The sequence below is a fragment of the [Bacteroides] pectinophilus genome (assembly GCA_025146925.1).
Taxonomy (GTDB): domain Bacteria; phylum Bacillota; class Clostridia; order Lachnospirales; family Lachnospiraceae; genus Bacteroides_F; species Bacteroides_F pectinophilus.
Window position 1 is genome coordinate 2280951 of record CP102260.1, and the last position, 13079, is coordinate 2294029.

The window sequence follows — 13079 nt, forward strand, 5'->3', positions numbered from 1 at the left end:
TAAGCCTTTGGCACAACACCTTCTGCCACCTAAAGGGGGCCGCTGCCCCACTATGTTGTGGTTAAGGGACGCCTTCGCACTGGCGTGCCGGGCTGGTATAAATCTCTTCTATGTCGGACGTTATGCGCAGGGCTGCCGCGGGGTTCCCCCGCGCAGCCCGTCAGCCCGTCCCTCAACGGGAAGTATATTGTTATTTTCAGGCGTGCTGCATCAAGCGCAAGCGCGCCTGAAAATAACAATATACTTCCCGCTTTTTTATCATATCATAAGTATTAAAGGAATAAAATGATATTATCAAATTATCCCTTAAGGGATAGAAAGGATAGCACCATGGGTTCAAAAACCAAGATCGTTGTCATAAGATGTAAGGAGCTGATTGCAGGAATTATTCTGTCCGTGATTGCTCTTGCCATACTTGCCCTTATTGTGATTTCTCTGATGAATCGCAATACACATGATACAACACCACCCTCCGGACGTTATACGGCAGGCGTCTACTCTTCTTCCGTTATACTCAACGGCAATCCCGTCGACATCCGCGTAACTGTAGACGAAGACAATATTAATAATATTGAGATGGTGAACATTTCCGATTCCGTTACAACCATGTATCCGCTTATACAGAATTCTTTTGAAGAGATTAAGAGCTCTGTAATTGCCAACGGCGGTGTTGAAGGTGTTACATATTCTTCCGAAAATAAATATACGTCAGTTATGATTCTCAAAGCAATCGAAAATGCTCTCGATAAATGCCGCACATACTAATTTTATCCTGTATCTGCCATTGCCTCTATTATATTTATAACCAAAATAAAGCTGCCACATAAGTACATCAGCATTCCGTGTTAAAGGAATATCAACATACTTATGCGGCAGCTTTATTATCCCGGCCGGATTATTCTCTTGAAATTAGTCCTGAAGCCTCTGAATCATCTCCCACATAGACTCAGCTGAGTTAAAGTTCTCCGGTACGATATCTGCCGGTGTAATCTCGATATCAAATGCATCATTAAGCTCGCCTACGATTGTAACAATGTCAAATGAATCAAGCATCTCATCATCAATAAGTGTGTCACATGTCTCAAAATCTACATCCGGCTTAATCTCAGAAAGAATGTCAATTAATTCGTCCATTTCAAATACCATCCTTATAAAAAAATAACAAATCAATAATATTGTGTTTTATGTATATAGTCAAGCCTTTTTTATCATAATTAATAATTAATTATGAATTTGGCTGTTTATCACATATGTAGGATTCTGTCCGCGAAGAAGTCTTGCGCCGTTTTTGCTGCTGTATTCAATAATGTTAGGCAGATTTCTGCTAAGGAACAGATATATTCCCTCCGTCACAGAATAAGCTCCTATGTTATGGAAAACAAGCATATCACCAATCTTAAGGTCTGTAAGTTCAAGATTCTTCACAATAACATCTCCGACTGTACAGAGTGAACCGCATACATTCCAATGAACCGTTCCTTCTGACTTCTGCACAAGTTCATTGCCAAGAAGGGCACATGCGTCACTCATTGCAAATGTCTTTGACGCATCCACATCCATCGGAATATGTTCCGTTACAGGCAGTTTCATTGCCATAGTCTGTCCATAGTAATTAATATGGTTAATTCCACCATCCACTATACAGTAATGCTGCTCCTTATTATACTTAATGTCCTCCACTCTTGTAAGGAATAATCCGCATGTTGCAGCAATATACCTTCCCATCTCAAGAGATATGTGATACTTGTCTCTTATTGTGTCAAGCTTAGCTGCAAGTGCCCTCAGCATGTCATAGTTATTATTATCCACACCCGGCTCGAAATATGACACAAATAATCCCGGACCATACTCAAATTCTTCTGCCTTGTAGCCATACTTTTCATAAAGCCTGTCGCACAATGAATCGAGCCAGTCAATCTCTTTGTCTATGTGGTCTGATTTCTTCTTCTGTGTTCCTGTATAACACTGGATTCCCCTGATATCAACATATTTGAATTCATCTCTTTTGCTGATGATATTCTCAATATCTTCCTCATCAAGTCCAAACTGGTTGCCGCTTGTAACTCTGAGAAGAACGTGTATTACTGTACTTCTCTTCTCTGCCATTGATGCAAGAAGCTGGAAATGTCTTACTGATTCAACGGTATATATTCCTACGCCGCCGCAGTCATCCATTACATGTTCAATATCTGCACGTTCCTTATTAACACCGGAGAGAACTATATCCTGCATATTCACATGTTCATTCTCACATATTGCAAATTCTCCCGGTGAACACACCTCGAATCTCATTCCAAGTCTGCTCATGACCGGTACAAGAAACGGATTAGCTTTCATTGCATAAAGCACATCTATTCCCTCGCCCAGAATCTGTTTAATTGTGTTAAGTCTTGATTCAAGCTCATCTACATTGAATATATATGAAGGTGTTCCATATGTATGTGCAATATTTTTTAATATATCAGCATTCACTCTTGTAGTCCTCCATAAGTTTGTTACGGTCTATCTTACCATTCTTAGTTATAGGCATTGAAGCCACCTGACTGAACACGCTTGGTATCATGAACTTCGGAAGCTTGGCAGACAATTCATGCACAATTGTCTTCTTGTCTGTATCACCTTCATAGAAGCCGATTATCTTATTGTCATCCTTATCGAATATGCAGCATGTTCTTACAACATTATCAACTGCTCCCATTGCAGCTTCAATCTCACCAAGCTCTATTCTGTGTCCCATATGCTTAATCTGGAAATCTTTACGTGATGAGAAACACATCTCGCCGTTATCATTGTAATAGCCAAGGTCTCCTGTACGGTATATCATCTCAATATATCTGTCATTAAGAGGGTTCTGTACAAATGCCGAATCAGTCTTTTCTTTGTTCCTGTAATATCCAAGTGAAAGTGCTGTTCCGGATACACATATCTCACCGAGCCTGCCCGGCATTGTCACGTCTACAAGCCTGTCATCATCATCGAGCAGAAATACCTTTTCATTAGGGAATGCCTTACCCATAGGAAGCTTCTCATCAAGCCCGAATTCTCTGTCTACAATATAATATGTACAGTTGCATGTAATCTCAGTAGGACCATAAACATTAACAAACATTGCGTCCGGATACTGCTCTCTCCATGCATTAAGATGCTTGATTGGCATCACCTCACCACTGAATATTACCTTATTAATGCATGATGGTCTCTTATACTCAAATCCGTTAAGCGTCGTAACTATGCAGAGTGCGGAAACAGCCCACACAAGTGTTGTAACCTTGCGGTCTTCAAGGTAATCAAGAAGCTTCGTAGGAAATGAGAAAAACTTCTTCGGGATAATCTGCAATGTTGCACCTGTATAAAGAGCTGAATATATGTCCTTAACAGATACATCAAAGTCAAACGGTGCCTGATTGCCTATAACATCATCCTCTGTAATGTTAAATATCTTTGTAAAATATCCAATAAAATCTATAACTGAACGATGGCTTACGATAACACCCTTCGGCACTCCCGTTGAGCCGGATGTAAATATTGAATAGAGCGGATCGATATCAAGTGCCTGCTCACGTACCTTTCCAAGCTCGTCCTCATCAATTATATGATCCATAAGTTCATCAGCCAGCAGAACCTTACCGTTAAAATCGAGCTTCTCTACCTTAGCCCTGGACTTCTCATCCACAATCATTACATCAGGTTCAAGTGTCTTAATTATTGTATCAAGTCTTGCCGGTGGCTGTGAAGGGTCAAGCATGACATAAAAGCAGCCTGCATATACCGCACCCATGAATACGGCAAGTGCTTTGCAGCCTTTGTCCATGAATACGGGCACAGGTCTTCTTACGCCTGTAACCTCAATAAGTGCCGAACCTGCCCTTCTGGCACGGTCTGCAAGTTCGTCATAACTGTACGCTTCTTTCTCATCAGCACATGCTGTCTTTGCCCCATTCCTTGCCACAGATTCTTCAAGGAATTCCAATACATTAATCGCCATTACATCCTCCTATTGCGCATAGCAAATCAATAATATATAATATTATCATATTATGAATTTTTATGAAAGGATTATTTGATATGGATAAATTAAAACGTATAGGAGCTATTGTAATTGTTGTTATTCTGATTGCGCTGTATATCACCACACTTATCCTTTCATTTATGCAAAGTCCCGAAGCAAAGCTTTTCTTCCGGGGCTGTGCGATTGCAACCGTAGGTCTTCCGGTTGTTCTGTACGCAATGATGCTTGCGTACAAATTCATGTCCGGCAAAAAATAAAACCAACAAAAACAAATAAAAAAGGCGTAATGATTACGCCTTTTTCTTTATATCTGCATCTGCTGTATTACTTTGTGTAGCTGCTTACACGATGAATTATCTCATGTCTTCCCGGACCGTTAGATACCATTGTGATAGGAGCTTCAATCTCCTGCTCAATTGCCTCAATATAATTGCGGCATTCAACAGGGAGGTCTTCATAATTCCTGATTCCCCTGATATCACACTTCCATCCCGGGAACTTCTTAAGAACAGGCTTAGCCTTCTCAAGCTGGTATGTTGTAGGGAATTCCTTTGTTACCGTGCCATCTATCTCATAACCTACACACATTGGAATCTCATCAAGATATCCAAGTACATCGATTACAGTAAGTGCTACTTCTGATGTTCCCTGCATACGGACACCGTAGCGTGTTGCAACGGCATCGAACCATCCCATTCTTCTAGGTCTTCCTGTTGTAGCACCGAATTCGCCGCCGTCACCGCCGCGCTTGCGAAGTTCATCTGCCTCTTCACCGAATATCTCACTTACAAATGCTCCTGCACCTACTGCTGATGAATAAGCCTTAACTACAGTAACAACATCCTTAATCTCACTTGCAGGAATACCTGCACCGATAGCACCATATGCTGAAAGTGTTGAAGATGATGTAACCATAGGATATATTCCATGGTCAGGATCCTTAAGTGCTCCGAGCTGTCCTTCAAGAAGGATATTCTTGCCTTCCTTAATTGCCTTATGAAGAAACGCTGATGTATCCGTTACATAAGGTGCAATCATATCTCTGTATGAAAGAAGAAGCTTAAATATATCGTCAGCCTTCATAGTCGGCTTATGATAGAGATGCTCAAGAAGAATATTCTTATAATCAACTACTCTTTCAACCTTCTCCTTAAGAACTGCCTCATCCTCAAACAGTTCACTTACCTGGAAACCAATCTTCGCATACTTATCTGAATAAAAAGGTGCAATGCCTGACTTTGTAGAACCGAATGACTTACCGGCAAGTCTCGCCTCTTCATATGTATCAAAATCAACATGGTAAGGCATAAGAATCTGGGCTCTGTCAGAAACGAGAATCTTAGGCATTGGAACATTGCGATCCGTAATACTCTTCAGCTCGTTGATAAGATAAGGAATATTAAGGGCAACACCATTGCCGATTACACTTGTTGTATGATTATAAAATACTCCTGATGGAAGAAGATGAAGTGCAAACTTACCGTAATCATTAATTATAGTATGTCCTGCATTGCTTCCACCCTGAAATCTTACAATGATATCTGACTCTTCTGCGAGCATATCGGTAATCTTGCCCTTACCTTCGTCGCCCCAGTTAGCTCCTACGATTGCTTTTACCATATGTCTATGTCCTCCGTGCACATATAATTGTCATTGACAAACCAATAACATCTTTATATTAACACATATCAATCCATAATTACAATCAATACTTATTATATTATTCATAATTTGTGCTTATCCGCAAATAAATAAATATTTAGCTGCGGGTATTGCATTTCATTTCTTCATGTGCTATTATTCATCTATAGATGATGTAGTATTTAAAACTACATTGAATATTTTCAAATACTACAAGATATAATATATATAATCAGGTAAGTGCTCCTGCACTTTGTACCTGCGGAATGGAGGCTGTTATGAAAAACATTAAAAAATTAAAAGATCCCGGTAGCGCAATAACGCACTTTATAGGAATGATTATGGCTCTGTTTGCAGCAACGCCACTGCTTATCCGTGCCACCCACGAACCTGATACAATACATGTCGTATCACTGGCCGTATTTATCGTAAGCATGATACTTCTGTATGCAGCAAGCACGGCATATCATTCATTTAACCTTTCTGCCAGAGCCAATCTTATACTTAAGAAGATTGACCATATGATGATATTCGTCCTTATCGCCGGAACATACACCCCGATGTGCCTTATTGTCCTCCACGGAAGAACAGGCTATATTCTGCTTGCTACAGTATGGGGAATTGCAATCGCCGGAATTGTTATCAAAGCACTCTGGGTAACATGTCCAAAGTGGTTCTCATCAATACTCTATATTGCAATGGGATGGGTATGCGTGCTTGCATTCACACAGATACTCAATTCCCTCTCACCTGCTGCTTTTGGGTGGCTTCTTGCCGGAGGCATTATTTATACCGTCGGTGGTATTATATACGCCCTCAAGCTTCCGATATTCAACGCAAAGCATAAGCAGTTCGGTTCACATGAGATATTTCATCTTTTTGTAATGGCCGGAAGTCTGTGTCATTTTATACTGATGTTTAATTATGTGTGCACGATGCCTGTAATCTGATCTGCATATAATCATAATGTAATAATGCCCTGAAGCAGTTCATATCAATCTGTGATACTGCTCAGGGCATTATTGTTATATTTTTGAATTTTAATCCATAAGTCTGAAAATAGCATTTTTGATATCGTTATACTTTGACCTAGATATCGGAAGCACATCACCATTGCTCATCCTGACACCATCAGGCTTTACTACACTTACATGTCTTGCATTAATAAGGTAGCTCCTGTGTATCCTTATAAACCTGCCTCCCAGCCTTTCTATATAATCACTGAAAGCTCCTCTTACTTTGTATGTGGCATTTTCACAATTCCCGCAGAAATGAAACATCATATAATGCCGGCGGCTTTCTACATATACGACATCATCCGGAAGAAATATCTTAAGACCCTCACTGAATTCAACAGCCATCTTGGCATCCATCTCACCGATTTTGTCAAATATGGCATTCATGCACTCGGTAATCCTGTCCTCAAGCAGTGCATCTTTTATCAGATATCTGATTGCTCCTACTTTATAGCCTTCCGTCGAATAGTCGAGATATGCCGTAACAAATACTATAAATGCATCTTTGTTATATTTTCTTATCTCAAGTGCGGCATCATATCCACTCATTCCCTGCATGTTGATATCCATGAAAATAATGGTATACTCCCTGAGGGCTTCCATTTTACCAAGGAGTTCCTCGCCGGAGCTGAATATGTTCACTTCACACTCTTCCCGTCTGTGTGACATATAACCATTAATATATCTGTGTATAGAATCATAAAAACACTGCTCATCATCACAAATTGCAATCTTTATCATGTCTGCCTCTGCTGTACTTCATCTGCCTGTTCAAATGAGATTAATGACGTTTTCTGCCTTTTTTCTTGCCGGCCTTCTCTATGTTGACAGTTCGTCCCTTTATCTGTACATTGTTAGACATTGCCTTAAGCACAATATCGGCATACTTTCTAGGCACTTCAACAAATGTGTACGCGTCATACATATCAATAGAGCCCACAAGCTTGCCCGGCATTCCCGATTCACCGGCAATTGCCCCGAGAATATTAGACGGCTTAACCTTGTCCTTCTTACCTATATTAATGAAAAGACGCACCATCTTGCTTCCGTTGCCGTCATTGTCATCAAAATGTACAGGAAGTACATCGTCTTCTCTGTCATGGTCATCACCGAGAACCATCTTAAGAAGCGCTGCTGCAAGATCTATTGATGTATAATCCTCGTCATTTATCTTCTCTTCAACGATAGCACGCATATCTGCAAGTCCGCCTGCCTCAAGTGTCTTACGCACCTGCTCAAAGAGATTGTCTATTCTTGTATTCTTAACATCATCCAGTGACGGAATCTGACGTGCCATAATCTTAGTCTTGCAATATCTTTCGATATCCTTAAGCTTGTAGATTTCCTTGCCTGTCACAAATGAAAATGCAAGGCCAGCACGTCCTGCACGGCCGGTACGGCCGATTCTGTGTACGTAATACTCCTCATCCTGAGGAAGGTCATAGTTGAATACGATGTCAACATCATCAACATCAATACCTCTTGCAGCCACATCTGTTGCAATAAGAATCTCAGTCTTGCCCTTACGGAAGTCATTCATAACCCTGTCACGCTGTGCCTGCTTCATATCGCCATGAATTCCGTCAGCAAAATATCCTCTTCCCTTAAGTTCTGATATAAGGTCATCAACCTGCTTCTTAGTGTTACAGAATACAACCGAGAGCTTAGGATTATATATATCTATAAGTCTTGAAAGAATCTCATCCTTATTCTTGGAACGGACTTCAAAGTAGTACTGCTCAATATTCTCCACAGTAAGCTCCTTGCGTACTACCTTAATGACTTCGGCGTCATTCTGGAATGTTCTTGCTATATCCATAATTGCCTTAGGCATTGTTGCTGAGAACATTACAGTCTGTCTCTCCTCCGGCATCTGCGTAAGGATAGTCTCCATATCCTCACGGAAGCCCATATCAAGCATCTCATCCGCTTCATCAAGAATTACCATCTTAACCTTGTCAAACTTGACTGTCTTGCGGCGCATATGATCCATGACACGTCCCGGAGTTCCGACAACTATCTGCACACCTGTCTTAAGCGACTTTATCTGTCTTACTATCTCCTGGCCGCCGTATACCGGAAGCACCTTGATTGAGCTCATGTACTTGGCAAGCTTCCTGATCTCATCAGCCACCTGTATTGCAAGCTCTCTTGTAGGGCAGAGTACAACAGCCTGTACACATTTTAACTTTGGGTCAATTGACTGGAGCATAGGAATGCCGTATGCTGCTGTCTTACCTGTTCCTGTCTGTGCCTGACCTACAATATCCTTTCCCTCAAGCACCACAGGAATAGCCTTAGCCTGTATCGGAGATGCCTCCTCAAAACCCATGTCGCCAATCGCCTTCAAAATCTTCTCATCAACATTTAATTCTTCGAACTTCAAATTTTCCTCATTTCCACGCCCTGCGCATATGCGTTCCGGGCAATAATTAATACTGACACAAAGCTGCGCCGTCATGACGTCAGCCTTTTAATAGTACATCCTAGGCATTTTCATGTCAATTATTTTTTCATCCTGTTCCGCTATGCAGCTCTCTGTGCGTGCATAAGCTTTCTGTAGCTTACTGTAAAGTATGCTATCTCCGCTATTGCAGTTATAGTCCAGGAACAGCTGTATACAAGATAAAGTGAAGGAACCGTGTGGAAATATGCAAATATCGTGTACACCCAGATGATACGGAATATGCACGAACCCATTATCACTATAAATGTAGGAACAATACTTTTGCCTATTCCACGGCACGCTGCTATTGTACAGTCCATGAATGCACTTATGAAAAATGAAAATCCCATAACATGAAGTCTCTGCAGTCCTGCGTCAACTACTGCAGTCTCTGTTGTAAATACCGACAGGAACTGACGTCCGAATATAATAAGAAGTCCTCCGCCAATAAGACCTACAAGTGCCGAATAGAACAGGCTTATAAAATAACTCTTTAGCACACGTTCATGTCTGCCTGCACCGAGATTCTGTCCCATGAATGTCGCGCATCCTGTGTAGATTGCAGCCATTACATTGAACATAAGCGCATCCGCATTGGCAGCCGCTGAATTACCGGACACCATAACCGCATCGAATGAATTGACACCGGTCTGTATAAACAGATTGGCAAGTGCAAATATTGAATTCTGAAGTCCTGCCGGAAGTCCCAGCACCAGAACTGCCTTTGCAAGCACAGGGTCTATCTTAAGCTCGTCCATGCGAAGGCGGCAGCTGTCATTTCTTCCAAACATATGCTTAACAGTAAGGCCCGCTGATATGTACTGCGCAATAATACTTGCTATTGCAACACCCTCAGCAGCCATTCCGCATCCTATTACAAATACAAGATTAAGAATGATATTAACCACACCGCCACAGGACAGGTAAATAAGAGGTCTGTTGGTCTCACCTTTTGCACTGAGCACACCATTACCGAAGTTGAATACTGCAAGAGCCGGCATTCCAAGCCCGTATATTCTGAAATACAGAACTGCTCCGTCTATGAGTTCCTCCTTGGTATTGAGCATCGTAAGCATCGTTCTCGCAAATCCGACACATATAGCACTTAATATAACTCCTATTATTATACACAGCAGCAGCGATGTATGAACCGTGCGGGCTGTTTTCTTATCATCTCCCGCACCAAGCTGCTGTGCAGCTCTTACATTAATTCCGCTTCCCATACCTATAAGAAGTCCGGTAAATAATGTAACCAGCAGTGTTGTCGAGCCTACCGAACCAAGTGCCTCATAGCTTGCAAATCTTCCGACAACAGCCACATCAGTCATATTGAAAAGTATCTCGAGTACCTGTGAACACATCAGCGGAATGCTGAATATAATTATATTCTTCCACAAAGAGCCTTGTGTAATATCTATTTTTTTCTTATCTTTATAATCTGCCATATTATTTTCCGATCTTATCTTTCCATATAAATAATCATTGCGGTACAGATTAGGATATTATCACTACATTTACATAATTTCAATATATTTATTATAATTGCACAGCTATACTTTAAATAAAAAATAGTGTATACTAACTCTTGATATTTACCAGAAACGGAGAAATGTTTTTATGATTTTATCATGTAATGATATATGTAAGGCATTCGGCACGGACGAGATTCTTAAGCATGTTTCCTTTCACATTGAAGACCGTGAAAAGGCTGCCATAGTCGGAATAAACGGTGCCGGCAAGTCTACATTAATGAAGATAATTGCCGGGGACAGCACGCCTGACACAGGACAGGTCATACTTGCCCACGGCGCTACAATGGGATATCTCGCGCAGCATCAGAACCTTGATACTGACAATACCATTTTTGATGAGCTCTTAAGCATCAAGGCTGACATACTTAATATGGAAAGCACTATGCGCCGGCTTGAGGCGGACATGAAGAATGTAGAGGGTGCTGAGCTTGAGGATATGCTTGAACGTTATTCAAGACTTACACATTCCTTTGAGCAGATGAACGGTTACGCCTACAAGAGCGAGATTACCGGTGTTCTTAAGGGACTTGGCTTTACAGAGGAAGATTTTACTAAGAAGGTTAATACCCTCTCCGGCGGACAGAAGACAAGAGTTGCGCTCGGACGCCTGCTGCTTACAAAGCCTGACATTATCCTGCTTGATGAGCCTACCAACCATCTTGACCTCGAATCCATCAAGTGGCTTGAGACTTTTCTTCTCAATTATCCGGGAAGCGTGCTCATCGTTGCGCATGACAGATATTTTCTTGACCGTATCGTTACTAAGATTGTTGAACTCGATAACGGCGTATGTACCGTGTATCAGGGCAATTACACACAGTATTCCGAGAAGCGTGCAATCGTGCGCAATATGAAGCTTAAGGAATATCTTAACCAGCAGCGTGAGATTAAGCATCAGGAAGCCGTAATAACCAAGCTTAAGCAGTTCAACCGTGAAAAGTCCATTAAGCGCGCCGAGAGCCGTGAAAAGGCTCTTGATAAGATTGAGCTTGTTGAGAAGCCTACAGAAGTCAATGACAAAATGCACATAATGCTTGAGCCTAAGATTGAGAGCGGCAATGATGTTCTTACCGTAACAGGGCTTACCAAAGGCTTTGACGGCAGAACTCTTTTCCATGATGTCAATTTTGACATAAAGCGCGGCGAACATGTTGCACTTATCGGAAGCAACGGAACCGGCAAGACAACAATACTTAAGATTATCAACGGAATATTCGGTCCTGACAGCGGTGAATTCAGGCTTGGCTCTAAGGTCACAATAGGCTACTATGACCAGGAGCATCATGTCCTTGATCCGGACAAGACCCTCTTTGATGAAATTGCGACTGCTTATCCCGATCTTAATAACACTAAGATAAGAAACACGCTTGCTGCATTTCTTTTCACCAACGATGATGTATTCAAACGTATCCGTGACTTAAGCGGTGGTGAGAAGGCACGCGTATCACTTGCCAAGCTTATGCTGTCAGAGGCTAACTTTCTTATTCTCGATGAGCCTACCAACCATCTTGACATGGTATCCAAGGAGATTCTTGAGAATGCGATTAACAGCTATACGGGTACTGTCTTTTATGTATCGCATGACAGATATTTTATCAATACAACCGCTACAAGAATACTCGAACTGACACACAGCACGATTCTTAACTACATAGGCAACTATGATTATTATGAGGAAAAGCATGATGCAGTCATGGCGCAGTATCTTGCTCTTAACCCACAGACTGCTGCTTCTTCAGGCACTGCTTCAGTTTCAGGTGCAGCCAGTGCCGGTTCCAGGGAGGAATGGAAAGCTGCCAAGCAGGACCAGAGCGCAAGGCGCAAACGCGAGCGTGAGATTGAAAAACTGGAGGCTTCAATTGAAGAATACGAAGCAAGGATTGCTTCCATTGATGAAGAATCTGCCGACCCTGAAGTATGTACCAACACCTCCAGACTTATTGAGCTTCATAACGAACGTACAAAACTCGACGATGAGCTTGCGCAAATGTACGAAAAATGGGAAAATCTGTCCTCTGAATAGCGCATTTTTATTGACAAAGCCTGTAAAATACGATATATATATTTTATAATATTTTGAAGGAGGACTTGTTCGAGATGAATAAGACTGAGTTAGTTGCTGCTATGGCAGAGAAGGCTGAGCTTTCAAAGAAGGATGCTGAGGCTGCTCTTAAGGCACTTACAGCTACAATCGCTGAGGAACTTACAAAGGGTGAGAAGGTTCAGTTAGTTGGCTTTGGTACATTTGAAGTATCTGAGAGAGCTGCCAGAACAGGTAAGAACCCACAGACAGGTAAGGCTATCAAGATTCCTGCATCTAAGGCTCCTAAGTTTAAGGCTGGTAAGGCTTTAAAGGATACTGTTAACAGCACAAAGAAGAAAAAGTAATTAATTATTACTTAACCGGAAGCCAAGAGCAGCTGCTTTTGGCTTTT

General features: G+C 41.5%; 12 protein-coding genes. 5 read left to right on the forward strand and 7 right to left on the reverse strand.

All coding sequences use genetic code 11. The features are described 5' to 3' along the window. Nucleotides 1-330: 330 nt before the first annotated feature. Nucleotides 331-765: a hypothetical protein gene (locus NQ488_10700; protein UWN95040.1), complete on the forward strand. Its 435-nt coding sequence runs from the start codon at nucleotides 331-333 to the stop codon at nucleotides 763-765. 144 nt (nucleotides 766-909) lie between these two features. Here the strand turns inward: NQ488_10700 and NQ488_10705 are convergent, their stop codons facing one another. The 3 genes from NQ488_10705 to NQ488_10715 form a co-directional block, all read right to left on the reverse strand. Beyond that, nucleotides 910-1134: a phosphopantetheine-binding protein gene (locus NQ488_10705; GenBank protein UWN95041.1), complete on the reverse strand. Its 225-nt coding sequence runs from the start codon at nucleotides 1132-1134 to the stop codon at nucleotides 910-912. Nucleotides 1135-1221: 87 nt separating this feature from the next. Beyond that, a complete protein-coding gene (locus tag NQ488_10710; protein ID UWN95042.1) occupies nucleotides 1222-2472 on the reverse strand; it encodes an alanine racemase in 1251 nt (416 codons plus the stop codon). After that, on the reverse strand, nucleotides 2462-3985 hold the full coding sequence (locus NQ488_10715) for an amino acid adenylation domain-containing protein (GenBank protein UWN95043.1): 1524 nt from the start codon (nucleotides 3983-3985) through the stop codon (nucleotides 2462-2464). Before NQ488_10715 ends, NQ488_10710 begins: the two co-directional genes overlap by 11 nt. Before the next feature lie 80 nt (nucleotides 3986-4065). Between NQ488_10715 and NQ488_10720 the strand changes: the two genes are divergently transcribed. Then, entirely contained in the window at nucleotides 4066-4266 is a 201-nt protein-coding gene (locus NQ488_10720) for a hypothetical protein (GenBank protein UWN95044.1), read from the forward strand. A gap of 67 nt (nucleotides 4267-4333) precedes the next feature. On the opposite strand, the gene NQ488_10725 is transcribed toward NQ488_10720, so the two are convergent. Next, the gene (locus NQ488_10725) at nucleotides 4334-5629 is read right to left on the reverse strand and encodes an adenylosuccinate synthase (GenBank protein UWN95045.1); all 1296 of its coding nucleotides are present in this window, start codon (nucleotides 5627-5629) and stop codon (nucleotides 4334-4336) included. A 287-nt stretch (nucleotides 5630-5916) separates the two neighbouring features. On the opposite strand from NQ488_10725, the gene NQ488_10730 reads away from it, so the two are divergent. Then, nucleotides 5917-6600: a hemolysin III family protein gene (locus NQ488_10730; protein UWN95046.1), complete on the forward strand. Its 684-nt coding sequence runs from the start codon at nucleotides 5917-5919 to the stop codon at nucleotides 6598-6600. Nucleotides 6601-6690: 90 nt separating this feature from the next. Here NQ488_10730 and NQ488_10735 read toward each other — a convergent pair whose 3' ends face one another. From NQ488_10735 to NQ488_10745, 3 genes are all read right to left on the reverse strand, one after another. Further along, nucleotides 6691-7407: a LytTR family DNA-binding domain-containing protein gene (locus tag NQ488_10735; protein UWN95047.1), complete on the reverse strand. Its 717-nt coding sequence runs from the start codon at nucleotides 7405-7407 to the stop codon at nucleotides 6691-6693. Nucleotides 7408-7447: 40 nt separating this feature from the next. Further along, nucleotides 7448-8998, reverse strand: a complete 1551-nt coding sequence (locus NQ488_10740) for a DEAD/DEAH box helicase (GenBank protein UWN97148.1) — start codon at nucleotides 8996-8998, stop codon at nucleotides 7448-7450. A 194-nt stretch (nucleotides 8999-9192) separates the two neighbouring features. After that, entirely contained in the window at nucleotides 9193-10557 is a 1365-nt protein-coding gene (locus NQ488_10745) for an MATE family efflux transporter (GenBank protein ID UWN95048.1), read from the reverse strand. A gap of 172 nt (nucleotides 10558-10729) precedes the next feature. Between NQ488_10745 and NQ488_10750 the strand changes: the two genes are divergently transcribed. Together NQ488_10750 and NQ488_10755 are read left to right on the forward strand one after the other, a co-directional pair. After that, entirely contained in the window at nucleotides 10730-12667 is a 1938-nt protein-coding gene (locus NQ488_10750; protein ID UWN95049.1) for an ABC-F family ATP-binding cassette domain-containing protein, read from the forward strand. A gap of 74 nt (nucleotides 12668-12741) precedes the next feature. After that, the gene (locus tag NQ488_10755; GenBank protein ID UWN95050.1) at nucleotides 12742-13032 is read left to right on the forward strand and encodes an HU family DNA-binding protein; all 291 of its coding nucleotides are present in this window, start codon (nucleotides 12742-12744) and stop codon (nucleotides 13030-13032) included. The last annotated feature ends 47 nt before the right edge of the window (nucleotides 13033-13079 follow it).